Consider the following 26806-nt stretch of genomic DNA (forward strand, 5'->3'; position numbering starts at 1 on the left):
CAAAGGAACTAACCCCACTCAAATCACTCAGTCCTCTCGAAAGCCACATAGCAAGTTGCTGCGACAATTAACGCCCCACCAGCCCATTGCCATAACGTTAACGCTTCGCCTAGCCAAGCAACCGCAAACAGCGCGCCAAAGACAGGTTCTGAACCCATCAGTAAACTCACTTTCGACGGTGTGCTGTGCTTAACCCCATAATTTTGTGCATAAAACGCAAAAATGGTGCAAAACGCCACTAAATACAGTGAAATCATCCAAAAGCTGCTGTTGGAGACCAGCAACTGAGACCACTCAAATCCGGTCGCAAGCAGTAAGAGGCAAATACCCACCATCACCACGCCAGATTGAATCGAGGTAATCGCCAAGGCGGATAACTGCTTTCCTTTCAAAACACGTTTTGTCATCACGACCATAGCGGCACGTAACAAAGCCGCGCACAGAATAAACGCATCCCCACGATTGAACTGAATCTCTTCAAGCGCTGGTACTGTCAGCAATGCCACCCCAACAACGCTCAACCCTGCCATTACCCACAACCGTTCACTTGGCCGCTGCTTAAAGACCAACCACTCGGCAAACGGGGTGATGATGATGCACAGGCTAATTAAGAACGCGGCATTGGCCGCGGATGTATGAAATACACCATAGGTTTCGCAAATAAAAATGGCGAGCAAAATAATGCCCGTAGGAATAGCGGCTTGCCAATCGTTTGCGAGACCTCGCCGATAATCACGAATGAACATTGGCAACAATGCCAAGAAGGTCAATGTGAAACGCACAAAGAGAAAACCAAGTACCGAAATAAAAACCAGCATCTCCTTGGTCAGGCCATAGCTAGTTCCCCAAAAAATGGCGACAGCAAGTAGCATGAGTTCTGCCACTGGCCATCGCCGTTTCAGTACCGAACTGGGTACTTCCATGTATTCTTCTTTCGACATTGCTCGCCTCATAGTTAGAGTTGATCTGGATGAGTAAACGCAACAACTAACACATCGCGATACGCCGTCGCGACGAGATCATTGTCGACATTCACTCCCGTGACTTGATGCATGGTGGTTTCATCGTCTGCCGCCATCACATCCAGTGGCTGACTGAGCACAAACTCATCAAGGAACTGTCGGTTGGCATCCGTAATGGTTGTTTTGCCCCCGACCACATTGTGTCGCTTCACCATCACGGAAGTGATGTACGTCACCCCGTCACGATGGAGCCCTTCTGGTGTCGGCTCTCCTTGCCCGCCTGCTGTCGCCAAAATTCGGTATGGATGAAAACGGACCCGCCAGTTCACTTTTTCACCCCAGCGAGCATCAAACATTTCGGCCAACAACTCGACAAGCCCCAGTAATACCGGATCTTGCTTGAAGCTCTCTTCCAGCGGCTCAAAGTGGCGGACAATACCGCCATTTAACGGGTTGACATCATTCGACTGTACATAAGGGCGATGACGCAGCCAATTTGGCGCTTTATCTTCGGCGTAATAGTCGCACTGGCCATAACGGCGCAAACGATAGGTGCCCCCATCAGCCATATACTTATCAATACAAAGTTGATCCCAATGACGACTAAACTGTGCGAGCTGTTCTGCATCAATACCCAATGCAGAGATCACTTGCTCACCAGGATAGAAGGCATAATCCAGCCCTCGAAATGGGTCAATATGGGTGTTGATATCAAGTGGTGAAACCTGCTGCTGTTCAATACAAGTTAACATCTGCTTTCTCCTTTAAGCCCAAATTTTGCTTGGATTGACTTGTACCTGAATATCAGCACGAGATTGCTGTGTCGCTTCTGCGGCTTCCCACGCATCGCGATCTTTGAGATAAAGTGCATTTTCGGCAAAGACGGCATTTAGCGCCCATCCACCTTGATGCAGTTGAAATGTCACAATGCCAGACACATTTTCTGTCGTCGCATTAATAAAATCTCGGGCGGCGGTATGTATCGTACTGCCCCAACGCCCTTCAACCGCTTCCATCACCCACTGCTGTTCCAAAATCATCTTCTGTTGTAATAAAGACGCTGGATGAATTGCCGTCTCTAGATGCCGGTAAGCTTCCATCAAGACTTTTGCGGCAGGCGCTTCACGCACTTCAAGGACTTTCTGTCCCCCAGCCAAGTGCTCAAGTCCACTGTATTGCCCGATTTGATAGGCCCCCACGACTCGGTTTAAAAAGCCCACCATCTGCTCAATCGGCATTGAGATGTTATTGACTGAAATAGGCACGCCATTACGAAAGCAGACAGTCAGCAAATGATTATCTTGGTGAAGTTGTTTTGATTCGTCGTACCGACACCATTGATAGAGTCCCTCTGGCATGAAAAAGCACTCTGGGTTATCAAGAATGCCCGACTCATACTCTCGGCACCAAAGGTTACTATCGCCGCTCACACAACGTTCTTTAAAGTCGCCTAGCCCCAAAGTCGCTAATGCTCGCTTCTTCTGCTCTCGAGATAGCACGGTAAATTGATAAGGCGAGCCATAGAAACCTTGGTAGCCACTTTGCTCAATAGAGCCATTGAGGCGACGCAAACTATTTTGTGACAGGTTTGCAGTATGAATAATTGCCCCGCACTCCAACCGCTCCGCCACTTCAACCGCATGTTTTACAATCACCGGACGCGATAATGACGAGCTAATCGGATAAAGGCCTAAGTATTTTGCCTGCGCCTGAATTGCTGGCACGACCGCGTCTTGGATGAAGGTATGCTTGGCATCCACAACCAAAAGCTCTGCATCGAAATGTTCGCAAATTTGCTTCAATCTCGGGTGATCAATCTCATCGCCTAAATCCACCGCGAGCGCAGTCACCTTCACCGGCAATTCACTCAACATGGCAAGAAGATAACTGCTATCTAAGCCACCAGAAAAAAGGGTTAATACATGGTTGGTATGTTGAGAAACCGTTTTTAGGTCCTGTGCACTTCGAATCAATTTCATCGTTACTTCCTCACTTATCTACTAACCGAGTTGGCTAGCAACTAATGACATATTCATGTTAACTTGTTCTTAACAAGTTATAATTACGTCATTAGGAACAGGACTTTTGCGCTGTGGACACAAATAAACTGCTACCCCTACTTTCGGATTTGGCTATATTCACGACCGTCGTTGACTCTGGCAGTTTCACTGCCGCCGCTAAAAAAATGGGTGTCACTCCCTCAGCGGTCAGTCGCCAAATGGCGCGCCTTGAAGAAGCACTTGGCGTCAAATTGCTAGAAAGGACGACCCGTAATTTAACCCTGAGTGAAGCAGGAAAAGTCGCTTATACCTATTCACTTAGCATGATTGATGCAGCCAAAAAAGCCTGTGACATCTCGAGCTCTATCTCACTGGAACCGAGAGGATACTTGCGAGTTTCTGTACCAAAAGCCTTTGGTAAACAAGTACTTTCCCCGCTTATTCCCACTTTTTTGAAACGTTACCCTCAAATCAAACTGCACATTAAAGTGACAGACCATTTTATTGATCCCATTAGTGATGAAATCGACGTTGTTTTTCGCCTTACAGACAAACCAACCGAAGGCCTCGTGTCAAAAAAATTAGGCAGCGTTCGATTAGTGCTCTATGGCAGCAAACATTATTTCGAAGATAAAGAACTGCCAACTCACCCAAGTGATCTCGACAACTATGACTGTATTTTTCTTGGGGAAAATGTGACAGACAATGAATGGGAGTTTTGCCTGGCAGGCAAGAAAGTGAAGGTCACGATCGACGGTAGGTATATAGTTAATCATACAGAGATGCGCTTAGAAGCCATCCGTGAAGGACTCGGCATTGGCGTATTGCCTGAATTTGCGGCACGCCCTATTCTGAACGACCCAGATTTCGTCCAAGTGCTGCCAGACTGGCAGCTTGCAGGCAACTACCGTGGCCAGATAGTTATGCAGTTTGCGCAAAGTAAGTACATGCCTGCCAAACAGCGCGTATTTATCGATTACATCGCTGATGCCTTCGCACGCAACCCCAATATGATGAAGACGTTTTACAGTGAACCCGACAAAAACAGCGGCTGATTCCGTACGCGCCAGATAGACTCAAACCACTTCAAGAGGCTTGTTCAGCGAGAATTCCTAGACTAGACAGCCAAGCACTGTTTTGAAGGTCTAGTGAGCTAAATCAAAAAACAGCAATGACGCTGGCGAGCCTAGAAAACTCGCCCGAAGGGAAGCGACTAGCACGCCGATTTCTGTGTTAAAGGTGCTCAAAAGAGGAAACCATTCCTTCACACCTTTACCTTAAACTTAATTTTCAGCACCAGCTAACGACAACCAACCCCGTTGACTTAATTAAGAACCCCAGGCAAAAGTCATTTCTAGATATCACTCACAGATTTTCACCACTCGTTTTAAATGCGCCAAGACGGTGAATAAAATAGCGATACTCAAACCACCTCAAGATGCGTGTTCAGCGAAAACGTCTTGGTTTGGCAGCAAGGCACTGCCTTGAAAGGCTAGTGGGCTAAATCGAAAAACAGTAACAACGATGAAGCGCCTAGCGCCCTAAAGCGCTGCATCTTGAGGAGGCTTGAGTATATAAATTTTTTACTTGAGTAACAGACATGGAAAACAGTTCCAAGATGCGTTCTTTTTTGATGGCTTTTAGTGCTATCGTTGTGATAAAAACAGCGTACTTAATTGTACAAGGTGCGATTGCGATGCACCAATTCGAATATTCTTTCCTTGAAATTTTGCTTGAATTGCATGGCTGGGTGGCCTATTTATTTTCCGACTTATTGGTCGTTTGCCTCTACATCATGAGTTTCTTTGCTGCTTACAAATACAAGGGCAACGCCATATGGCTAACCAAGTTTGCTATTTGGATCACGCTCACCTTTTTCGTATTGGGTGTAGTACAGTTCCTAGCTAGCCATTTCCATTATGGTGAGTTTAACAGCGAAGTCATGACTAACTTTGCCAAGAACTTACTTCTCTATAACTGGCACGCATTGGTTGGTGTAGGCTTTCTCGTTTATCTAAACCAGCAACCTAACATCACACTTGAAAAAAAAGCCGCTTAATCGCGGCTTTTTCTCCTCTCTAAGACCACTATCGCATACCAAAAACCGACATCATGGTTATGATGAAGTGATAGACAACCATCATAAACAGAAAATCTAGCAACAACATTAATCCAAACGCTGCCCATGCAGACTTCTCTACAACACCTGCCACCACGCGAGCATTAAACACGACATAGTAGAGCGAAAGCACGAAAGACACTATCGAGATTATCAAAATGAAGTTCTCTACTATCTTACTGTATGAGCAGCCATAGAGACTACAGTTTATGTCGGCATTCATTAATACCAGTTGCTGTAAACACATGACTGAAACCGACGCAACAGAAAATACCCATGCCGCTCTCGCCAAGCCAATAAATAATTTTTCTTTTCTGTCTTTGAGTGAAAAGCAATTTTCCACCAAATAAGCTTTAAAACGCAGGTACTTTTTCACAAACCAGCCCATTAAGAACGGGATGGGAATCGCGAGTATAATCGCGATGACAAAAACGATTTCGTCTGATGATGATAAATGATTATTAAAGAGCGAAAATAAGAAAAGAATAGCTGCCATTGCGCAAGGTAATCGCCCAGAATTGCTCGCAGCCTTATTTGCATCAGGAGATTCGACTTTCATGACAAATTCGTCCAAATCTCGAATGTAATTGGCGGTCGCTGTTGGCTTAAAAAACACCTGAGAGAACGCAAGCGGCTCTTTTGGTTCAGACATAACTAACCCTCGTTATAAACTTTACTGGCATTATATCTTCACCCGCTTAGGGCTAAAGTGCTTCACTCAATTAAAAAGGGTATTTTTGAAACATCTCCCATTTAACTCATCGCAATTTAAGTTGAGAGTGCTTACTCATTGCCTAATAGGGGGCTTGTTCAACAACTTCGCGACTCGCTCATTCACATCATTGACATCTGGTTTGATGTTATCTAAACGTGAACAAAAGAGACCGGAGTGATAGAATCCCATGATATATCAGCAAACGGAATTGAATCATGGGTTTAGATACTAGCTATGTACCGATGTCACGGGACGACCTCGAACATTATGTACTTGATGTCTATGAAGATCCTCGTCTTATGGCGTCCCGACTCAATGAACTAAAAGAGCGTTACGGTGCAAATACCCATTACCTAGAGCTCGAAGTGTATCCCATCATCATTAACCATGTGGCTGAAGAGTGCTTCGACTCCAATCTAGGACATGCAAGTGCCAATTTACTCGCCTATCTTCATCCTCATTACTATCAACGCGGTAGCGCTTTGCTCAAACTGGGTTACGATGATTGGGCAAAGCATCTTAACATTGGCGATCACTTTGTCAGTTTCGATTATCTCTTTAGACGCTTCGATGTAGGCGTTTTGCGTGGCGGCCCCAACTACTGTACTGGTGAATATGTCCCGCCTGAGCACGTGAAACCTTTACTCGATATTTTAAGTAGTGAAGCGTTTAAAGAAGCGTCAGAAGGCTGGGATCTCGCTGGGTTTAAAGCCGCACTCAAATATGCGCTAGATAGAGGTTTGGGCGTCGTCGAAGTTTTCGAATTATTCAGCCCCCAACTAGATACCGATGCCCCTCATCTGCGTACAAAATTCCGTAAGAATTTAAATGACGAGCGGACCAATGACGCCTTTCAGAGGGGCTATCTTACCCTCGCAATTCCTTTACTTGAATACGAGGCCGAAAAGCTGAATGCCATTGTTAATTGCGTCGAAGAATGGCAAAAAGACTACGAATCATCGATAAACAATCTCGCAGAGTGTGATGTGATGACGCCGCTCTCGCTGGAGTACGATATCAGTGAAAAAGCGCCGATCATTTTTCTTCGCTATACCGAGCTCAACTTACTACCTCGTTCCGAAGAGTTCTTACAATCGCTTCGCGATTCAATCCAAACTCACCTGACCAACAACAAATACGATAGCCGTGTCTATGTTGATATCACTCATTCAGAAGATGCACTCCCTTTTGACAGCCTTGATAAACATGATTACGACTTTAGTTGGCAACCGCAGTTCATCCTTAAAAAGCAACGCGGGCGATTTAAACTCAACGACATCATCATAGATGTTGAACTCGATCTCATGGGCAATGTTACCCTCAGTCGAAATGGGAAAAAGTTACGCCGCTTTAAAGCCAGTGGCGACTTAACCTACCTGCGCATTCAAGATGCAGATGTTTGGTATACCTTCACCTTCAAGGTTAACAGCTTTACCTCGGGGAACGCTTCCATTCATCTCTTCCAAAACTTACATCATATGGCCGAATACCAAACGGCATTGGGCAGTGATGTCATCAGTTCCGCACAGAACTGGTTATGGGGTGCGGTCGAAATGTTCACCCTGTTTGTGATTGTCGCCGTTATCGGGCTTAAAAAAGTGGTGTTACTCCCCTTACTTTTCGTGCTTTTGCCTCTGCTCTATCAAGACAAACGCATGCACTTTTACGTTGTAGAGAAATTTCGATTTAAGCCAGAAGATTGAACATATGCCCCTTCAATGTTCAATAAAGTGTCTGGCTGGCACGCCTTGAAATTCTCGCTGAATAAGCATCTTGAGGTGGTTTGAGTAGAGTAAAAAGGCGCTCAAATGCGCGCCTTTCTATTAATCATAGAGTTCGACCCAGCCCGAATCAGGGTCATTACCAAAACAATCTAAACCTGCCAGCACGCGATAAGTATGTTGGCAGTAATGGCCGCGATAAATTTTGGGAGCATCGGATGGCAGTTCGATTTCCACTTCCCACTCATAGGTTTGATGGGGTTCTAGCTCCTGCGCTTCAGCCACGGTAATATCCAGATCCACCGTTTCATTGCTTGCTCGGACTGTTTCAGTACGACGCCGCACGTCGCCATCATCTTCGTACTCTATATCGACATCCGGCACTTCGACCTCTTCGTACCCCTGTAGGTAAAGGTAAACGCGATCCAGTTTAACAGAGGTCGACTCTGTCACGGCCGTCACCACGACTTTAAAGGGTTCGTTGAAAGAGATACGGTCGCACTGCAATGTCACTGTCGCCGCGCCTCCGGTGATGGCATTCGTCAGAGATTTCACACTATCGAAAAAGCCCATTTAACCTATCCTATTCCTTTTATTGTTATGAAACGTTTGTTTTAATCTCATCGGCGCTTTTGGCAGGGTGACCAATGCGGCGCAGACTCTGTGAAATGTTCAGTGTGCTGCTGTGGTTGGCACTCATCATCCAATAGTGCCAAGGAAAAAGAGACCCAGTCGCGATTAAACTCACTCTCATCTGCCCACATTAAGTTAGCGCCGCAGCGTCGGCAGAAAGTTCGCGTCACGCCCGGTGACGAGAGGTAACTGGCCACACTATCATGCCCTGTCAGTTGAAACGCTTCACGGCGTACCAAGCCATAAGACGCAAACGCCGACCCGTGCGCTTTCTGGCACATTGAACAATGGCAATGCATCGCCCTTTCTATTTCGCCTGATATCACTAACCTTACTTCCCCACACAGACAACTACCTCGATACATATCTCGTCCTATCAAATGCGCGAAAATGCCGATCAATTTCACTTAGGTTATGAAACTAATAAAGAGGGTAAGACAGATCAAAGTGATGGATGTTCGAAAATGTTAGTTTGCGATCACTGACTCTCTCTGGCCGTTAAAAATGACTCAAACCGACATTCTCAGTGTGATTGCTCGCTTTACATCGATTGAACAAGCCTTAGATTACTTCGATATTGGCTTTGATAGTCAGTTCATCGACCGCCATCGACAAGAGTTAGTGAAGCGGTTTAATGGGTACGTAATCCTACAGAAGCCCGACGACTGGTTTTCAGCGCGCCGGGCTCTTAAAAATGCGTATTGTAAGGTACAGCGTGGACAGCTAAACAAGCACACACGACAAGCCTGCCGCGGCTGCACAACCTGCCAAAGACGTTAAAGTCGCGATTACTCAGCGATTACTTCGCGAGTAACTGTGGCCAGTTTTGATCGGCCTTAACAATGTTGCCTGGGATATCCTGTTGCCAAGTGGACTGCACTGACGCGTTGTAGTTGAGATAGAGCTTTCCATCGTGAATGTGCCACGCTTCGGGATCGATTTTTGCGGTATATCCCTGACTGACAGCCCAAGCACAATACCCACCGTATTGCGGGGCATATTTTTCGGGGTTTTCCTTAAACGCGGCTAAATTCGCTTGCGATGAAAAGCGCCAATCAGCCCCCTTCCATTCAAGCTCCCACGCCTTATCCCCTTTCAGTGCTTTTCCTTCGCTAAAGTAAGCGACCGGATCATAGCCTTCGATCGCATTGCCGAAGAAATCACTGTATACCTCATCCAACGCCATCGCAGGCTGCATCAACCCAATGAACAGCATTGCTGCCCCGAAGATACGCGTAACCAGTTTCATGAGCTCTCCTTTTAATTTTTAGATGGTTATCCATCAGACAGGGATAGCACGGTGAAAATTTCGTTATTAGCCTGAGGTGCTTGCTAACGCATTTTCCGCCATTGACGTGGAGTAATGGCGTAAACGCGTTTAAAAGCGGCTGAGAACTTACTTGGATTAGCATAGCCGACCGTTTGCGCGATCTCAGTAATCGTCAACTGGCCTTTAGCGAGCAACTGCTTCGCAAGCTCCATCCGACGATAGGTAAAATAGGCATACGGTGCCTGTCCCATTGCAGCATAGAAAGATCGACTGAAGCTTCTCACATCTAAACCGGCTTCTTGCGCAAGTTCAGAAACGCTAACATTGTCCGTTAACCGACTGTCTATCAATGCGAGAACACTTGTTAAGCGGGGACCACTCAACGCATACGTCACAGGCTTTTGGTGTGCTATCGACTGATAAGCAGCCAGATGGTTCAGCAGTAAATAGACGCCATGCTCAAAGAAGGCACTCGATAACCCATTGACCTCAGCATCACGCCACATCGCCATCATCACTGAGCTCAGCAATGTATCGTTGTGCAAAGTGGATGCTGCTGGCACCCACTTTTCTTCATGTAGCATAGCGGCGTACTGCTCTGGTAACGTCTCTGGATTTATAGCAATACCGAGTTGCTGGGTCTTAGGCCAAAACCCTTCGGCTGCCGTGTTAGGTAACGATAGTGCAACTGTTCCGGGCTTCATCACCCCTTCTAAGCTGGGACCATCCCCTCGTCGTCGAAAGTTGCCTCTATGCGCGATACATAAGTTAATCATCAAAAAAGGTGCAGGCTCGAACACAGATGCCGCTGCAGCGAAATCGGCTTGCGCTATAAAACACCTACCGTTGGGGTCGGCGATAGCGGTTGCATTCGCACATTGAGAACGAGACAAGCGATCTTCAAAACTCTGTTGCTCTGTCTGCCATGATTTTTTTGTCATTCACTCAGCCAATCAAAAGAAAGTGAGAAATTCACCCTCAATCGGAGCTTTTTGTCCGAATTGGAGTGGTTTCAAAATTATCAATAGATTAATTTGAATGATAACCGTTATCAATAACCACTTAATGGATTAAACAAAAATGCAGGACATCGCTAAACACAGAGTGACGATTTATTTGTTGCCATTACTTTTTGTCCCACCCATTTCAGCGAATGAACAAGCAGACACCTCAACCAACCAACATGAAACCATCGTGGTGACCGCTGAGTTGATGAATAGAACAATTGCGCAATCGGGCAATAGTGTCGAAATCTTCGACGCAGACACCATCGAGAGTACGGCAGGCTTTAACACGCTGAGAAATGTACTCGATTCTGTCGGAAACATCACCACCGTGACAGGAACAGGTAAAGCCCCCTCAGTGAGGGGCGTCGATGGCACCGGTGCCGCTGAAAACGCAAATGCCTTTTTTGCCGGAAGCCGACAAAGGCTCAGTTGGCAAATCGATGGTCGACCCGCCAGTTACAACGAAGTGGTTTTCTCTGACATGGCCCTTTTCGACGTTGAACAAATTGAAGTATTGCGAGGGCCTCAAAGCTCGCTCGTAGGCCGAAACGCGATCGCAGGCACCATTATCGTTAACACACACAAACCTCAATTCTACCATGAAGGAAAGTTCAGACTGGCCGCAGGCAGCGACCAATACCGACAATACGCGGGTATGGTCAATGTGCCGATGATATCTGATAGCCTTGCCTTTCGTTTGACCGGCAACCTTTTCCAAAAACACTCTCAAGTCAATTTTGACCCCTACCCGGGTGTCGATAACCCGGCAGAAATAGAGGGAAAAAGATTTTCAGGCAAACTCTTGTTTGAGCCAAGTAGTGATGAAAGCCTACTTCTCAACGTGACCCACAGCGACTATTTTGGCCCCAATGGTGAAATCATTGTCCGCCCTTTTGAAGAGCAGCGATCCAATTATCCTCAGCAGCCTCGCCATCGACCAAAGACAACTAGCGCAATCGTGGATTACAAATACAGGCTCGGTGACAACTGGCAAGTGGATGTGAATGGTTCAACCACAGACTTTTCTTTCACTCGCTACGCAGTGCCTAACACCTCCAATGCCTCTATTGATACCAGAGAGTATGTATTTGAGCCGAAACTCAGCTATCAACAAGGAGATGCCGCAGCGGTGGTCGGTATCTACTATTACCATGCGGATCAAGAGGAATTTATTGAGTTTATGGGTGGACAGCATTTCGATGACAAGACCGAAACTGTCGCCATCTATGCCGAAGGTGCTATTCCCCTCACCCCTGAAGTGCAACTTTCACTGGGCCTTCGTCATGAACACGAATCACGTCAACGTAAAGGTGGCGATCCAACCGGTCAAATCGCCTCAATTTCCTCAGATGAAACCTACGATGTTCTGCTACCAAAGCTAGGTTTAAACTGGCAAGCCTCAAGCACAAACAACCTAGGGATTCAGATTTCAAAAGGGTATAACTCTGGTGGTGGCGGAGTGACATTTGCCATGCCTATCGTCAACTACCAATACGATGAAGAAACCGTCTGGACCTATGAGATTTACGGCCGCCAATCGTTCATGGGAGGTAAAATCCGCACGACACAAAATCTGTTCTTTTCACAATACAAAGATATGCAATTGCCTTTCGACTTAACGCCCGAGGACTCAAGAGACGAAGCCTTTGTGATTAAAAATGCTGATAAAGTAGAAACAAAGGGCTTAGAACTTGGCATCGCTGCTACGTTGCCTTATCACTTCTCGCTTTGGGGTAACTTATCCTTACTCGACACAGAAATTGTTGATTACCCGAATTCAGGTATTGAAGGCAACGAACTACTTACGGCACCGACTGTTACCGCTTCTCTCGGCGTCACTTGGCAAAAAGACAATTGGCTTGTTGGGATAAACTCACGCTTCTCAGACAACTACTATACCGATATCAATAATCGCCCCGGTGGTAAGACAGACCGTTACACTGTGTTTGATGCGAAGGTTAATTACCAGTGGGACAATGTGGTAGTGTTCGCGACCGTCAACAACCTGTTTGACAATAACAAACCTGTCGCTCGCTACCCTGGCTTCGATAACAACTTACCCAATAGCGCGCTCGATACCGCAGTGAAATTGCAACCACGTTCATTTCATCTCGGCGTCGAGATTGGCTATTAAGGAACGTCTATGTTGAAAGTCGATACGACGCATTGGCCGCTAGCTCTGATTAACCTTAGAGGGGCACAATCTATCGAGGCCCACCAGCACCTGCTTAATGAATGGGATAAGCTTTTTGAAGCTAAGCAAAAATTCATTTTTGTCCGAGTGTTTCATGACGATGCTTCAACCAAGCATTCAAAAGAAATTGGTCAACTCACCCTTGATTGGCTAGACAAAGGAGCCAGAGAAGCAATTAAAGCTTGGTGCGAAGCTATGGTAATAATTGTGCCACAAGAAACCTTTCGCTCGATGAAAAACAAAAGCGTCCCACGTGTATTTGGCGTACCAGGGGGTATTTTTCCGAGCAAAGATCACGCCAACCAATGGTTAATTACGCATTGCCATATCTCTTTGCCCACGAGCTTGATGCATAAGTAATGTTTTAAGGCGTCCTCCTCTGGATGACGCCTATTTTAATTGAACTCACTTCCCGCCTACCCCTATCACAACGAAGGCCCGTTAGAGTAAGATCAACCTCCTTTCTCGCGGCCATAAGCGCAGCATCACGATCATCACTTTTTGCTATCCATACCGCCAACTCCATCAAACCGCCGTTGATGAACCGCGCTTGCAGCACAGGATTGACGGCAAAAATCACCTGTTCACGTTGCAGCCTTTCCAATAGCGAAGCAATAGATTCAACACACTCCAGTCGCATGGAGTGCAACAGGTCAGCATCGAGAACGGACGCCGCATCACGTAACATGATGCGCTGAACCTCAGGCGCGGTCGTTTTCTCTAAATACAGATGGCATCGTTCAACGAATGCCGTCCAGAGATCAGCGGCATCGGCTTCGATGGCAAGCAGCTCAGCATCAATTTCTTTGTCAATCTCTTCAAGTACCGCCTTAAATAGCCCCTTTTTATCACCGAAATGGTGATAAAGCGCGCCTCGAGTTAACCCGGCTTGTGAGGTGAGATCATCCATCACCGTCTCACTGTAACCGACACTCCCAAACTGAAAACGAGCCGTTTTTATCAGCTTCGCTCTCGTCTCTTCTATTTTTTTAGCGCGGCGACCCACCATATTCATCCACTCAATAAATTACTGAAAACTAAAAACCTGTTGCATTTATAACTTACATACGTAATGTATGTCAAAACAAAACATACGCGACGTATGTTAAATACACGCAGTAAAAGGACGTCTTATGCCCAACGTATACAGAGCACTTTTTGAACATCCCGGATCCGCCTTGTTCTCCTTTACCGGTTTCATTGCCCGATTGCCCATTTCAATGACATCCATCGGCATCATCACTATGTTGTCACAATTAGGTAGGCCCTATTGGCTAGCCGGTAGTGTCGCGGCAACGTTCATACTGAGCACCGCATTACTCGCCCCGCAGGTATCAAGAGTGGTTGATAAACATGGCCAAAGTCAGGTGCTACCCTGGGCCACACTGATCAGTGCGACATCGATCCTGCTTCTCCTTCTTTGTACCCACTATGGGCTACCAGACTGGACTCTATTTGTTTTCGCGCTCTTAGGCGGTTGCATGCCAAACATGGCAGCACTCGTGAGAGCAAGGTGGACGGCCATTTATCGCCACAGCCCCAAACTCCATACCGCTTACTCATTTGAGTCGGTGATTGACGAGATTTGCTTCATCGTGGGGCCGCCAATTTCTGTTGGCCTGAGCGTTGCGCTCTTTCCACAGGCAGGCCCCCTCATTTCGGTAGTGTTCCTCATTATTGGTGTGAGCTTTTTTGTGATGCAGAAAAGTACCGAGCCTGCTGTAACCCTTGCTGCTCGTGGTACGCAACAATCCGCCTTGCGTTCTGTACCCGTTCGTATTTTGGTGTTGAGTTTGATCTCGCTAGGCACCATCGTTGGCGCGGTCGACATCATCAGCGTGGCATTTGCAGAACAAGAAGGTAACCCGGCATCCGCCAGTTTGGTCTTATCTATCTATGCCATCGGATCGTGTTTGTCTGGCTTGGCCTTTGGCACATTACGCATTAAGTCGCCATTGCAGCAACAATTCATGCTCGCGGCATTTTTCACCGCCCTCACCACGCTTCCTCTTCTTTTCATTAGCAGCGTATGGGCCTTGTCTGTCGCCGTTTTCTTCTCAGGCCTATTCTTTGCGCCAACAATGATTATCGCGATGGGGTTAGTCGAGAGACAGGTGCCAGAATCACAGCTGACCGAGGGACTCACCTGGATGAATACTGGCTTAGGTGTCGGAGCGGGATTAGGGGCAGCCATTGCCGGATGGATAGTGAATGACTTTGGCATTACGAGCAGCTTCTATCTCACGCTTATCGCTGGTAGCGCGGTTTTTGCGCTCTCAAGCTTACTCGCGCAAAAGCTAAACAAAGATGCCAAGCACGAAGTGTATTGTAGCTAGCTCCAATTCAAGGTTTGGTTTGGGTAAGCCTTCGCATGATGATCAAGAAAGGGATGACCTTGAGCTTGGAGCCAGACTCGGCATAGAGGGATTTAAAATCCCGGACAGAAAACGCAGAAAGCAAAAACGCCCGCTGATTTCTCAGCGGGCGTTTTCTGTATTTGGCGGAGAGATAGGGATTTATACGCTCACTGCGTTCGCTACCCTTTGGGCCGTTGCCTTATCGACTCCGTCGGGCAACGTTGTCTCGCTGCGCTCGGCTGAACCCTGTCTAGGGCTCTGCACCCTATCTCTATCTTTGCAAAATTCAGACAAAAAAGCCGCTGTAAAAACAGCGGCTTTCTCGAATGTGGCGGAGAGATAGGGATTTGAACCCTAGATACGCTATTAACGTATGCCGGTTTTCAAGACCGGTGCTTTCAACCACTCAGCCATCTCTCCGTAGGTGCGGCGAATATTAGCGACTTCATGTTGCCTTGGCAAGAGTAGAAATGTGCGTTTGAATACTTTTAGTACTACGAAGTACTCGTTTGATTACTCCACCAACAATACGGCGATTTTCCCAACAAAAAACCCCGCCGCGGCGGGGTTTTTGTGTCCAGCTAAGTTACCGCTTACAGGTGCTCACCACGACGCAGCGCATCGATACGCTTGTCGAGTGGTGGGTGTGACATAAACAGCTCAGAAAGTGATTTCTTACCGTTAATACCAAATGCCATCATCGAGCCTTCTAGCTGAGGCTCATGACTATGCTTCAAGCGCTCTAGTGCAGCAATCATCTTCTCTTTACCCACTAGGTGTGCTGAACCTGCATCGGCCTTAAATTCGCGATGGCGGCTGTACCATAGCGTAATGGTGCTGGCGAGGAAGCCAAACAGTACTTCCATGATGGAAGAGACAATGAAATAAGTCAGGTAACTACCACCACCCTCTTCGTCACTGTTATTCACGCCACTCACAACACCCGCAATCATACGCGCGATAAAGATAACGAAGGTGTTCACCACACCTTGCATCAAGGTCATGGTTACCATATCACCATTCGCAATGTGGCTCACCTCATGCGCCAATACGGCCTCTGCTTCATCTCGAGTCATGCTTTGCAATAATCCCGTAGAGACAGCAACCAATGAGTCATCACGCTTTGCACCCGTTGCAAAGGCATTAATGTCTGCTGAGTTATAAATCGCCACGGTTGGCATACCAATACCCGCTTGATTGGCTTGACGCTCAACCGTTGATACTAACCAATGTTCAGTTTCGTTACGCGGCTGCTCGATCACCTGACCACCGACACTGCGAAGTGCCATCGATTTTGACATCAGTAGTGAGATGAAGGAGCCACCAAAGCCAAACAGTGCGGCGATCATTAAAATGCCACCAATACCACGAGGATCCATTCCCGTAGCGGCAAACACGATGTTTAAGACGATGCTCAAGACGATCATCACCGCCAAGTTCGTCAATAAAAACAACGCTATTCGCTTCATAAATTACTCTCCAGATTTTGATATTGTTGACTGGGTCATTATCCCAGCGCAGATCTCATTTTCAGCACGTTACCAGATAGACACTTAACATTGTGTGAACAAGCTATGTCACATTGTTACCAATTCCATGTTTACTCGACAACGGTTGATATAAGATATTATTAGTCTTATTACCTAGTAGGTATGGGCAATTCGAAAAATATCAAGTCCAGATGCAAAATGATCACTTTGTGTGTTTTGTTATACTAATATCACATTTGTTGCATACTTTAGACTTTAGTCGTATTGTGGCGATATGCCGACTGCGCTATTTTTTTCGTCAGAAGGGATTTTTAAACAGGGAGTATCAACATGGCAGACAACGAAAACTACCAAGTCGCTATCGACATCTTGCGTTGCCACCTTGGTATGAGTGTGGAACAAGCGCATAAAGAACTAGGTATCCAAGCTGAAGAGCACAAAGTGAATCAGCAGGTCATTGACATTCAAGAAGCTCTAATGAATATCAACGACAGTAAATAGTGCTAGTTCAGTAGTCACAAGAAAAGCCACGACAATTTCGTGGCTTTTTTGCGTTCTAAGCGTCAGTATTCTCAAGCCTCCCCAAGAGGCAGGATTCAGAATCGGACTCGCGCGTCGAGTTCAAAGCAAAGGTGTTAAGGAAAGGCTTCCCCTTGCAAACACATTAACGTAAAAATCGCGCTTCTCAGAGGTCGAGTATTCTGGATTAGCTCACAGCGCTTTGATCATGTCATCTCTCACTGCCACATGCTATTCTTCGCACCAATAGACCACAACAGATCAACACTAGGATTACGAGTGAGCAACATGTCTTTATCTACCCGTCATGACGATGCGATTAATCAGGCCGTCAATCAATGGCTAGAGCAAGTGGTCATTGGACTTAACCTGTGTCCATTTGCCGCCAAACCGCAACGCAATCAGCAAATTAAGACAACCATCTCTCATGCCACCAGCGAAGAGGCTCTGCTAGAGGATGTCTTAACTGCGCTGTTAGAACTCGACCAAACGGACGCCACTCGCTTAGAAACAACATTAGTTGTCATTCCCGATATGCTCGATGACTTTATGGACTACAACTTCTTTTTAGATTGGGTCGATGCTTTGATCAAACAGCAACAATGGGAAGGCATCTATCAAGTCGCCACCTTCCATCCCAACTATTGCTTCGCCGGTATCGAGCCCGAAGACGATCAAAACTTAACCAATCGCGCCCCTTACCCCATTTTGCACCTCATCAGAGAAGAGAGTATGGCGCGTGTGTTAAAACACTACCCAGAACCTGAAGCCATTCCCGATAACAACATCGAACGCGTGTGCAGCTTGAGCCAGAAGGAAAAACTCGCCTTATTCCCTTACCTGTTTAATCGAGGCAGTGAGTAATTGTGGGAGGGAATCATTGGATTTTTAAATGATTCACCTCTTTTAGCATCTCTTTTATACTGATTGCCTGTCGTGAAGATACAAGGTAACGCCTTGAAATGGCTTACATTGTTTTGCACGCAATCAGTAACTTCGGTTACTTTCCCAGCAATATCAATCATTTGATCGAGGTCGCGGATGAAAGTCAGTAATAGCTACAAACAGTACCGTATCATGCAGGAGTTCAAAGAGCTCATCTCCGAGTTCTATCCTGGCAAAGTGTCATTACTCGACTTTTTTATCATGCAGCACATCGCTTATTGTGGTGAAGAAGGCACAACACAATATGACCTCTCTAAAGCGCTCTATATCACCCCGGCGCGAATTAACCCCGTGATCAAGCGATTAGAAAGTGACGAGATGATTACGATCGAAGTTGATGATACAACGCGTCGAATTCGAAAAATCCTAACTGTCACCGAAAAAGGGAAACAAATCGTCGACAGTGTGGTAAGGCGCTCTTTCGAAGTCATTGGTGAAACACGCGAAGAGAATCCGCAGCAACTAGAAGCCTTCGAAGCCTATCTCGACAAAATGTTTATTACCGTCGCCTCTTAGACGACGATGCTTCACCTTTCCTTACTCTCTGCGCCTTACTTCTTCTAAGCGAGGGCGCTCACACCACTTACAAAGAGAAACCCTATGGCCGGAATCAGTATTTGGCAGCTACTTATTATTGCCGTCATCGTCGCCCTTGTCTTTGGCACCAAGAAGTTACGCTTTGTTGGCGAAGACCTTGGTAAAGCCCTCGCCGATTTTAAAAAAGCGAGTCATCATGATGAAGACCCTGCGCTCATCAGCACTCACAGTGATAAAGAGAGATCAGACAAGGAGCAGTGACATGTTTGATATGGGATTTGGTGAAATCGTGGTTATCGCGCTATTGGCCCTTGTCATACTCGGTCCAGAGCGACTGCCAACGGTGATTCGCACTTTGTCGCATTGGCGTCGCATGATTGCCACAACGCAAAAAAAAGTAAAAGTGCAGCTCGAAAAAGAGTTGCAGTTGGATAGCGTTGAGAAAGCGCTACACGACACGAAGCAAACGCAATTTGATGACTTGTCGGAGCAAGTGCAACAGCAAATCCAACAGGCGAACCAGATTGTAAAACAGTTTAGCTTGGCCGATAGCTTGTCAGACAGTGCGACCCAATCACAAGATCTCACCCGAACAAGCAAGCCTCCCCTTGAAGAGAAGAGCGCATCATGACCCCTCACCGTTTCCGCGATACCGTTAGCACACTACGAGCCCGACTTCTACAATCTGCCATTGTTCTCATCGCCCTCTTCAGCACCCTCGTGGTGTTTCGCAATGACATTTATTACCTGGTGGCAATGCCCTTACTCGACCAACTACCTCAAAATACCTCTATGATAGCGACGGATGTCACAGCACCGTTGCTCGCTCCCATTAAGCTCACGTTTTTTGTTGCCGCCTATCTGGCGATGCCCTTTTTTCTGTATCAACTCCATGTCAGCTTACGCCATTCCCGTGTTGGCCAAAATCTTTCATTACCCTTGTGGCCCTTGAGCGTCGCAGCGATGACCCTATTCTACTTAGGCTCAGCCTTTGCTTACGGGGTTGTGTTACCGCTGGCGATTCAATTTCTCACTTCTGTCGCGCCTGAAGGCGTTGTCGTTGCGACAGATATTCGTCAATACCTCAGTTTCGTCCTTACCCTACTTTGGGCATTTGGCTTCGCTTTTCAGATTCCTATCGTGGTGATTCTGCTCTGTTGGTCACGCATCACCTCCATTGAGAAGTTGAAAGCCGCTCGTGGTTATGTGCTAATCAGTGCATTTATTGTCGCAATGATCATGACACCCCCAGATTTGATTTCACAAACCCTACTGGCCATCCCCATGCTTGTCTTGTTTGAAATAGGACTTTTGGGCGCTCGATGGTATCAACCCTCAACCATAAACTAACCCTATTCGCTTTGCCGCCTAGCCATTACATTAGCGGACGATCACCAATCACAGCCTTACTCAACAGAAAAGCCAGGTTTCGACCTGGCTTTCTGTTGCCTAATCAACCGCGTTACTGGTTATGAAAACTTGAGTGAGTGCGGTGCCCAAACGTCTTTCCAAGGCTTGGCGAGTTCAAGTTCAAACGCCAGCTCATAGAGCATTCGGTCTTCGCCGAATTGTGCTTGGAACATGGTACCTACCGGCATACCTGTTTTCTTCGAAAAACCCAGAGGTACACTCATGGCGGGTGCACCTGTGGTGTTCGCGATAGGCGTTAAAGACATGGTGCGCTGCAGGGTATCCATCTTTTCAGGGGTGAATTCATCCTTTGGAGAGACATCACCCACTTTTGGTGTTTCAATCGGTAACGTTGCTGACATCACCACATCAAACTCGGCATGAATTTTATCAAATTCCGCTTTAATAAAATCAAAGTACTTCAGGCCAGCCGCCGCTTCTTCTGGCGTTATTTTTTGACCGTATTCGCCCATCGAAATGGTGAAGTTTGTTAGGAGCTTGGATTCGCGCACTGGCATCCCTGTCATCTGCTCAATACCCGTCAATAGCGGACCAAATTTCACTAAGAAAGCGTTGTTGAAGTTCAGCCAAAAGTCTTCTGCATTCAGTGGGTGTTTGATCTCTACCACTTCGTGGCCGAGTTCTCGTAACAGTACGGCGGCTTCATCTTGGACTTGCTGTACAGACGGCTCTACTTCATAGCCTGCCATTCCGTCGCGAATATAAGCAATCTTCAAGCGGCGTGAAGATGGCCCTGTAATCAGGGTTTCTGGGGTTAAATGCTTACCGCTGCGGTCTTGCGTCATATCAAACAACAGAGCGCTATCACGGACAGTGCGACCCAAGGTTTGGTTCGTTTTAAAGGTATCATGCACGCCGCTCGCTTCTGGCGATTGGATACGATAACGACTTGGCTTCATCCCTAGCAGATGACAAGCGGATGCAGGTAGACGGCATGAGCCCCCACCATCTGTTCCATGCACTGTCGGTAGGACACCAGCTGCGACTGCTCCACCCGCACCACCCGATGAACCAATGCAAGAGTAAGCTAAGTCCCACGGGTTGTAAGTTGGGCCAATAATGTCGTTATCGGTCAAACCAGTGGTTGTAAACTCAGGCACATTCGTCATTCCTAAGTTTACTATGCCCGCTTTGCGCAATGAGGCGGCGTAAGGCGAGTCTTGCTCTGGCACATTATTGAGCATGATCTTCGAACCATCAGTACGCGGCACATTGGCAATATCCAGCATATCTTTATATAAAAAAGGCACACCCGCTAAAGGGGATGCGTTGATATCGACCTTTTCCGCTTCTTCAAGCGCTTTTTCTGCACGCTGTACCGACATGAAGTTGATGGTGCCATTCATTTTTTCAATACGATTAAGCACTACTTGGGTCATTTCACGCGGAGACACCGCTTTCTTTTTGATCAGCTCCGCCATACCAACCAAATCGTAGTCGAGGAACTCATCGGCAGGTTTAACAGCAGAGGCAATCGCAGCAGGTAAAGATGTCGATGCAGCTATGCCAGCCGCACCGATCGCCGTGCCTTTTATGAACGTTCGGCGTGTTGTTTTCTTATTAAAAATAGACATATTATTTCACTACTTTAGACAAGTTTAATTATCTCATTGAGTATACCTATCTAAAATCGCTCAGCTATTGGTCGAATATTGACGGTTAAATTTTTTAACCATTAAAAAAGCCCGTAACCTCACTTTTACCACCAAAAGCAAGGCGACGGGCAAACACCTATATACAGGCTACCTCAAGGGATGAATATAGATAATGGTATTGAATTAAAAATTCAAACGGAAAGCTAAATAGAAAAAATCGTCTTGTTTGTTATTGCTTGCCTGAGAATAGGCTCCCTCTTTAGCAATAAACTCATTTGCATTGCGGATACTATACGACGCAATTAAACGTGCTTTTGGGGTAAAGAAGTAGTGTGCATCAAAAACAATATCATTAATCAGGTCTTGACCATAGGCACTGTTCTCCATCCAGAAATACCCTAAACGCAAATCAAGGTTTTCAAAGCCGCTGTAGCGAACCATTGACTCGATACCCCGATTTTTACCCGAATCAACATTGCCTGTTTTAGACAACGTATCTTCCGAGTACACCAGCGACGCGCCATAATCGCCAAGGTAGTACTCAGCTCCAATACCCCAGAACGTATAATCTTCTACGCGACCTGTGCTGTGAAAGTGTTGAATACCTTGCCCTGTCGGATGTGCTTCAATCGCCTCGGTTTTTTGATAAGCGAACACAGGTTTGAATCGTCCTGTTTCCTCACTACCAAATGACTTACTAACACTAAAGTTAAAACCTTTGTCGACGCCTGTTTGGCTAAACACACCGGAGTTCATAATATAAGCAAAGGTAAAATCAATCCCTTGAAGCGTGTTGGCATACTCAATGGTGTTATCTTGGCGACTGATTGCAGCAGCACTTTTATCAAGCACGCTAGCGCGAGACGCCATGACCTCACCGCCACCATTAATGGCGAAGAAATCAGTCAAGTTGTAGAGCGCCAAAAGCCCTGAACCGACACGACCGATGGACACTTTACCGTACTCATTGAAATCGATGCCACCAAACACATAGCGTGGACCGAGCTCATTCGACTTGCTGTCTAAGCCGGGTAAACCGTCATCGGAAGTAATGTCGTATTCAGCAATACCAAACACGCTAAAGCCATTTTCCATCGGCTGATAAGTTTGCACACCAATACGTGCATCTAGCCAACCAAATGTGTCACCTGGGAGCCCACCACTACGTAGCTGAATATCAGAAACATTGTATTGTACGCGGCCGGTGACTTGCGTATTACTTTCTGCAAAGACAGGCACAGAGCTAACCGCTGCAAGCATCACAGCAGTGAGGTATTTATTAAATGTCATATGAGTTACTTTTTGATTTTAGTGAGAGTACAGTGATTGATTAAAAGAAATAACGGAGACCCAAATAAGCTTCAGAGTCTAATTCCCCATTCTCTTTATTACCCAATATCGTCGTTTTGGCTTTAGATAGATCAAAACGGGTATTCACCCACAGTTTTCTGTTCTGCGTCATTGGCGCATTTACAGCAACTTTAAAGTTCACCGTTTCGGTTTTGATGTGGTCACCTGAGATATTTTGATACTCCGGCCATAACAACAAAAATGCCCCACTGTCGCCGAGCGGTTTCGTCGCCGCAAAGGCCACGCTGAAGCCATCAACAGACTCTTTGTGATTGAGCGGTTTAATGTCCATTTCACCGTTGACATACGCGACCATCGGGAATGCCATGAAGCCGGGCGTATACTTAGGATTGACCGCAGCCAGCGTGCCGATGGCAAAGAGATTGGTATCGACTTTCAAAGCGTGATCGCGCTGATTGATGTAATCAAACGAGAAGCCCGCTTTCGGTAGCACAGAAAAGCCACTATCTAAGGTGTGGAAGTACTGTGCACGCGCATCTTTGTACTTGAAACCAAAGTCGTTATCTTGATTATCCCCCACGTCACCAAATGTGGCTTCACCCAAAAAAGCAAACTGATGACCATTGCTATACGCACCTGAAATCATGGTCACCGGTTTAATGTCTGAGTTGCCTCCAATCATTAACGCCGTTTGAGTATAAACCTTGGTGAGGTCAGCCGGGTCAATCTCTTCTGCAAAAACAGAGGCACTCATTACAGCCGCTGACAAAACGCCAGCCGCCAATATCATGTTATTTTTCATAATTACCTACAAAACTTTGATGAGGAGAGCGCCAAGCCAAGGCTTGGCGCTTTATGGTGATTAGTCGAGCACAGCAACAGGCTTGGTGTTACCACCTTTCACTTTCTCGCGCCCTTTTTGGAATAGTGCATAGAAACCCGGCGTAATGATCGCCCCTAAGGTCATGACACAGAGAATGCCACCCGTTAACGCTACACCCATGTTATTCTGCGCGTTAGCGCCGGCACCGTTGGCAAAAATCATGGGTAAGATACCGAGCACGAATGACCAAGATGTCATATTGACGGCACGGAAACGCATAGTGCCACCGAGGATTGCCGCCTCTTCTATCGACAATGACTCTTCTTCGCGCTTAATCTTGGCAAACTCGACGATGAGAATGGCATTCTTCGCCGCAAGCGCAATCAAGAGCACCAAACCAATTTGACCGTACAAGGTCAGCGCCATGCCATTCATTGTTAACGCAATCATGGTGCCAACCGCCGCTGTCGGCGCAGCGATGATAATCGCTGCAGGTAACACCCATGATTCATACTGTGCGACTAAGAACAGATAGATAAAAGTCAGCGCAAAAATGAAAGCGTAAACAATCGCGTTGCCCGCGAGCTTCTCTTGCAATGCCATTGACGTCCATTCGTAATCAAAGCCATCATTCAAGATCTCCTCAGCAAGGGCTTCAACCGCGGCAATGGCTTGCCCAGAAGAGTAGCCCGGTGCAATGTTGACAAAGAACTTGGTCGCCGACGCCATGTTGTAAGTATTGGTAATGTCTGCTTCAAGCTGCGGCTTGAAGGTCGCCAATGTGGACAGAGGAATCATCTCGCCCGCCGCGGTTCGAACATGAATACGACTGATGTCTTCGATATCTTTGCGTTGCTCAGTTTTTGCTTGGATAAAGGCGTAATAAGTACGACCAAACATCCCTAAATCGTTAACACGCGAGCCAGCAAGGTAGGTCATCAGTGTTTCGTTGATCGTACTGACTGGTACCCCATATTGACGCGCTTTCTCGCGATCAATATCGATGAAGTAGTGAGGTACGTTTGCGCGGAACGTCGTGAAGGCACTGCCCACTTCTTCAAGCTGGTTCACCGCCATCATGAACTCCATCGCTTTCGCAGATAAGGCTTGCGCTGAGCGACCACGGGTATCTTTTAGCATGAACTCAAGGCTATCACCTTGGCCAACACCCGGAATCGCTGGCGGGGCAATCATCATCGCCATCCCGTCTTTCACAGCTGCCATTGCGATGTTCAAGCGCATTGAAACCGCTTCAACAGTGTGATCACCCTCAAGCTGCTTACGCTCTTCCCAAGGTTTTAACGCAACAAAGAAAGTCGCTTGGTTCGGCTGCATAGACAATGACAACGCCGAGAAACCTTCCGCTCCACCAACTTCCTCAACCGCGGGATCAGCCAACATAATGTTTTGCAGTTGCGCGATGTAGGCATTGGTACGAGCGCGAGACGCGCCGTCTGGCAAAGATGCCATTGCAAGCATGTTACCTTTATCTTCACGCTCAACAAAAGCGGTCGGGGTTTGCGCATTTAACATCACCATAATGGCGACTGTGCCGGCAAAAATAACCACTAAAGCAAAAGTCTTACGAACAACGAGCGCAACCGCTTTGCCGTATACCGCGGTGATTTTTTCGAAAACAGCATTGAAGGCAAGGAACCAACCAGGGTGTTTCTCAACACGACGCATCACTAAAGAACAAAGTGCAGGTGAAAGCGTCAATGCATTGATCGCGGATAGTACAAGTGCGATACAGATTGTCAGACCAAACTGAGCAAACATCTGTCCCGTAATACCCGGCAGCATCGACACAGGCAAGAACACCGCCAGCATCACAAGCGTAGACGCAACGATAGGCCCAGTGACTTCCTGCATCGCTGCGAACGTTGCTTTTGGCGGGGTGAGTTGTGGGTTTTCGTTTAAAATGCGCTCTACGTTTTCAATCACCAAAATCGCATTATCGACCACGATACCAATAGCCAGAATCAGACCAAATAACGTAATGGTATTGATCGTGAAGCCAATCGTATCCATGAAGAAAAACGTACCGATCAATGATACAGGAATGGCAGCCACAGGAACCAAGGTTGCACGCCAATCACCGAGGAACAAGTAAGTCACCAAGATAACCAGAACAACCGCTATGATCAGAGTTTGCGCAATATCGGTAATGGAATCTTCAACGAAAATGGTCATATCAAACGGGAATTTGATTTCAACATCGTGAGGTAAGTCCAAACCGGCTAAGAATGCCTTAACCTGTTCACCGGTTTCCAATGCATTTGCCCCAGGCGCAAGCGTGACATACATGAGCGCCGCATTGTCGCCGTTGTAGAAGGTCGCCGCGTCGTAATGCGCGTCACCCAATTCGACTTCAGCAATATCACGGATATAGATGTTTGATCCATCTGGCGCCGTTTTGACCATGATCGATTGAAAGTCTTCAAGGTCGGTCAATCGGCCTTGGCTCAATAGTGGAATCTGAAACTGGGTGTCTTCTAAATGCGGGCCTGCTCCAATGCGACCGACAGGCACTTGGCTATTTTGGTCCATCAGCGCCAGACGCACTTCATGGGTCGTCACATTCAGGGCCGTCATCTGGTCGATATCCAACCATACGCGCACGGCGTAAGTCGCACCCAATAGCACGGAATCCGATACGCCATCAATGCGGGTCATCCCTTCAATGATGTTGATATCCGTCCAGTTGTTCAGGTATGCCGCGTCATAGGTACCATTGGGTGATGTGGTTGCTATCGCCATTAGAAAGTCTGGCGCTGCCTTGTTGACACGCACACCAAACTGATTGACGATTTGTGGCAAGCTCATCTGCGCACGGGTCACACGATTTTGTACGTTCACCTGCGCTTGGTCTAAGTCAGTGCCAATCTCAAAGGTAATTTGCAACATGTAGGTACCGTCATTGGCCGCACGGCCAGACATGTACATCATGTTTTCAACACCGTTGACTTCCGCTTCGATGGGTTTGGCGACAATTTCTGAGATGGTTTCTGCACTCGCCCCCGGATAGATGGCGATAACATTGATCATCGGTGGCGTAATATCAGGGTATTCAGACACTGGCATGGTCTTAATCGATATCATGCCTACCAAAGTCAGTACGATCGAAATGACAAATGCAAATTTCGGTCGATTAATAAAAAAACGACTTAACATTTT

General features: G+C 46.9%; 27 protein-coding genes, 1 tRNA gene and 1 other RNA gene. 13 read left to right on the top strand and 16 right to left on the bottom strand.

What is annotated here, in order from left to right; genetic code table 11:
• Window positions 1-23: 23 nt before the first annotated feature.
• Genes TSUB_RS10335 through TSUB_RS10345 form a run of 3 tightly spaced genes read right to left on the bottom strand, consistent with a single transcriptional unit; the run spans window position 24 to window position 2941 of the window.
• Complete coding sequence (locus tag TSUB_RS10335) at window positions 24-941, bottom strand: DMT family transporter (RefSeq protein ID WP_246616352.1); 918 nt, start codon at window positions 939-941, stop codon at window positions 24-26.
• A gap of 14 nt (window positions 942-955) precedes the next feature.
• A complete protein-coding gene (locus TSUB_RS10340; protein WP_087026210.1) occupies window positions 956-1714 on the bottom strand; it encodes a 2OG-Fe dioxygenase family protein in 759 nt (252 codons plus the stop codon).
• A gap of 12 nt (window positions 1715-1726) precedes the next feature.
• On the bottom strand, window positions 1727-2941 hold the full coding sequence (locus TSUB_RS10345; RefSeq protein WP_087026208.1) for an argininosuccinate synthase-related protein: 1215 nt from the start codon (window positions 2939-2941) through the stop codon (window positions 1727-1729).
• Window positions 2942-3054: 113 nt separating this feature from the next.
• On the opposite strand from TSUB_RS10345, the gene TSUB_RS10350 reads away from it, so the two are divergent.
• Both TSUB_RS10350 and TSUB_RS10355 read left to right on the top strand, forming a co-directional pair.
• Window positions 3055-4017, top strand: coding sequence for a LysR family transcriptional regulator (locus TSUB_RS10350; RefSeq protein WP_087026207.1), 963 nt, complete (start codon window positions 3055-3057; stop codon window positions 4015-4017).
• A 545-nt stretch (window positions 4018-4562) separates the two neighbouring features.
• Window positions 4563-5021 carry a hypothetical protein gene (locus tag TSUB_RS10355; protein WP_159065048.1) on the top strand — a complete coding sequence of 153 codons (459 nt, stop codon included), beginning with the start codon at window positions 4563-4565 and terminating at the stop codon, window positions 5019-5021.
• A gap of 28 nt (window positions 5022-5049) precedes the next feature.
• Here the strand turns inward: TSUB_RS10355 and TSUB_RS10360 are convergent, their stop codons facing one another.
• Entirely contained in the window at window positions 5050-5733 is a 684-nt protein-coding gene (locus TSUB_RS10360) for a hypothetical protein (RefSeq protein ID WP_087026201.1), read from the bottom strand.
• Window positions 5734-6011: 278 nt separating this feature from the next.
• On the opposite strand from TSUB_RS10360, the gene TSUB_RS10365 reads away from it, so the two are divergent.
• Window positions 6012-7499 carry a hypothetical protein gene (locus TSUB_RS10365; RefSeq protein WP_087026199.1) on the top strand — a complete coding sequence of 496 codons (1488 nt, stop codon included), beginning with the start codon at window positions 6012-6014 and terminating at the stop codon, window positions 7497-7499.
• 120 nt (window positions 7500-7619) lie between these two features.
• On the opposite strand, the gene TSUB_RS10370 is transcribed toward TSUB_RS10365, so the two are convergent.
• Window positions 7620-8090: a hypothetical protein gene (locus tag TSUB_RS10370; protein WP_087026196.1), complete on the bottom strand. Its 471-nt coding sequence runs from the start codon at window positions 8088-8090 to the stop codon at window positions 7620-7622.
• 47 nt (window positions 8091-8137) lie between these two features.
• Window positions 8138-8515 (bottom strand): GFA family protein, encoded by a 378-nt coding sequence (locus TSUB_RS10375; protein ID WP_087026193.1) that lies wholly within the window; start codon window positions 8513-8515, stop codon window positions 8138-8140.
• 139 nt (window positions 8516-8654) lie between these two features.
• Between TSUB_RS10375 and TSUB_RS10380 the strand changes: the two genes are divergently transcribed.
• A complete protein-coding gene (locus TSUB_RS10380) occupies window positions 8655-8930 on the top strand; it encodes a nitrogenase-stabilizing/protective protein NifW (protein ID WP_087026190.1) in 276 nt (91 codons plus the stop codon).
• 19 nt (window positions 8931-8949) lie between these two features.
• On the opposite strand, the gene TSUB_RS10385 is transcribed toward TSUB_RS10380, so the two are convergent.
• On the bottom strand, window positions 8950-9399 hold the full coding sequence (locus tag TSUB_RS10385) for a YHS domain-containing (seleno)protein (RefSeq protein ID WP_087026187.1): 450 nt from the start codon (window positions 9397-9399) through the stop codon (window positions 8950-8952).
• A gap of 83 nt (window positions 9400-9482) precedes the next feature.
• Complete coding sequence (locus TSUB_RS10390) at window positions 9483-10361, bottom strand: helix-turn-helix domain-containing protein (RefSeq protein ID WP_087026184.1); 879 nt, start codon at window positions 10359-10361, stop codon at window positions 9483-9485.
• Between the two features lie 139 nt (window positions 10362-10500).
• Between TSUB_RS10390 and TSUB_RS10395 the strand changes: the two genes are divergently transcribed.
• Complete coding sequence (locus TSUB_RS10395) at window positions 10501-12561, top strand: TonB-dependent receptor (RefSeq protein WP_087026181.1); 2061 nt, start codon at window positions 10501-10503, stop codon at window positions 12559-12561.
• Between the two features lie 9 nt (window positions 12562-12570).
• Window positions 12571-12981 (top strand): hypothetical protein, encoded by a 411-nt coding sequence (locus TSUB_RS10400; RefSeq protein ID WP_087026179.1) that lies wholly within the window; start codon window positions 12571-12573, stop codon window positions 12979-12981.
• Between the two features lie 4 nt (window positions 12982-12985).
• On the opposite strand, the gene TSUB_RS10405 is transcribed toward TSUB_RS10400, so the two are convergent.
• Complete coding sequence (locus tag TSUB_RS10405; RefSeq protein WP_202819786.1) at window positions 12986-13630, bottom strand: TetR/AcrR family transcriptional regulator; 645 nt, start codon at window positions 13628-13630, stop codon at window positions 12986-12988.
• Between the two features lie 124 nt (window positions 13631-13754).
• On the opposite strand from TSUB_RS10405, the gene TSUB_RS10410 reads away from it, so the two are divergent.
• A complete protein-coding gene (locus TSUB_RS10410; protein WP_087026177.1) occupies window positions 13755-14957 on the top strand; it encodes an MFS transporter in 1203 nt (400 codons plus the stop codon).
• Between the two features lie 162 nt (window positions 14958-15119).
• Here the strand turns inward: TSUB_RS10410 and TSUB_RS10415 are convergent.
• From TSUB_RS10415 to htpX, 3 genes are all read right to left on the bottom strand, one after another.
• A non-coding RNA gene (locus TSUB_RS10415) (RtT sRNA) lies at window positions 15120-15262 on the bottom strand.
• A 45-nt stretch (window positions 15263-15307) separates the two neighbouring features.
• A tRNA-Ser gene (locus tag TSUB_RS10420) sits at window positions 15308-15398 on the bottom strand.
• Window positions 15399-15571: 173 nt separating this feature from the next.
• Complete coding sequence (htpX, locus tag TSUB_RS10425; RefSeq protein ID WP_087026176.1) at window positions 15572-16447, bottom strand: protease HtpX; 876 nt, start codon at window positions 16445-16447, stop codon at window positions 15572-15574.
• Between the two features lie 351 nt (window positions 16448-16798).
• On the opposite strand from htpX, the gene TSUB_RS10430 reads away from it, so the two are divergent.
• From TSUB_RS10430 to tatC, 6 genes are all read left to right on the top strand, one after another.
• Window positions 16799-16969, top strand: coding sequence for a hypothetical protein (locus TSUB_RS10430; RefSeq protein WP_192867882.1), 171 nt, complete (start codon window positions 16799-16801; stop codon window positions 16967-16969).
• A gap of 306 nt (window positions 16970-17275) precedes the next feature.
• Window positions 17276-17851 (top strand): DUF1415 domain-containing protein, encoded by a 576-nt coding sequence (locus TSUB_RS10435; RefSeq protein WP_087026173.1) that lies wholly within the window; start codon window positions 17276-17278, stop codon window positions 17849-17851.
• Between the two features lie 177 nt (window positions 17852-18028).
• Window positions 18029-18448 (top strand): MarR family winged helix-turn-helix transcriptional regulator, encoded by a 420-nt coding sequence (locus TSUB_RS10440; protein WP_087026170.1) that lies wholly within the window; start codon window positions 18029-18031, stop codon window positions 18446-18448.
• 84 nt (window positions 18449-18532) lie between these two features.
• Window positions 18533-18730, top strand: a complete 198-nt coding sequence (gene tatA, locus TSUB_RS25045; protein ID WP_087026167.1) for a twin-arginine translocase TatA/TatE family subunit — start codon at window positions 18533-18535, stop codon at window positions 18728-18730.
• A gap of 1 nt (window position 18731) precedes the next feature.
• The gene (gene tatB / locus TSUB_RS10450) at window positions 18732-19100 is read left to right on the top strand and encodes a Sec-independent protein translocase protein TatB (RefSeq protein ID WP_159065047.1); all 369 of its coding nucleotides are present in this window, start codon (window positions 18732-18734) and stop codon (window positions 19098-19100) included.
• Window positions 19097-19819, top strand: a complete 723-nt coding sequence (tatC, locus tag TSUB_RS10455; RefSeq protein WP_087026160.1) for a twin-arginine translocase subunit TatC — start codon at window positions 19097-19099, stop codon at window positions 19817-19819. The genes tatB and tatC overlap by 4 nt, the downstream gene beginning before the upstream one ends.
• A gap of 119 nt (window positions 19820-19938) precedes the next feature.
• On the opposite strand, the gene TSUB_RS10460 is transcribed toward tatC, so the two are convergent.
• The 4 genes from TSUB_RS10460 to TSUB_RS10475 form a co-directional block, all read right to left on the bottom strand.
• Window positions 19939-21474, bottom strand: a complete 1536-nt coding sequence (locus TSUB_RS10460) for an amidase (protein WP_087026158.1) — start codon at window positions 21472-21474, stop codon at window positions 19939-19941.
• A gap of 204 nt (window positions 21475-21678) precedes the next feature.
• Complete coding sequence (locus TSUB_RS10465; RefSeq protein WP_087026155.1) at window positions 21679-22785, bottom strand: porin; 1107 nt, start codon at window positions 22783-22785, stop codon at window positions 21679-21681.
• Between the two features lie 40 nt (window positions 22786-22825).
• Window positions 22826-23608, bottom strand: a complete 783-nt coding sequence (locus TSUB_RS10470) for a fimbrial protein (protein ID WP_159065046.1) — start codon at window positions 23606-23608, stop codon at window positions 22826-22828.
• A 60-nt stretch (window positions 23609-23668) separates the two neighbouring features.
• Window positions 23669-26803 carry an efflux RND transporter permease subunit gene (locus TSUB_RS10475; protein ID WP_087026149.1) on the bottom strand — a complete coding sequence of 1045 codons (3135 nt, stop codon included), beginning with the start codon at window positions 26801-26803 and terminating at the stop codon, window positions 23669-23671.
• Between the last annotated feature and the right edge of the window lie 3 nt (window positions 26804-26806).

The organism is Thaumasiovibrio subtropicus (assembly GCF_019703835.1).
Lineage (GTDB): Bacteria > Pseudomonadota > Gammaproteobacteria > Enterobacterales > Vibrionaceae > Thaumasiovibrio > Thaumasiovibrio subtropicus.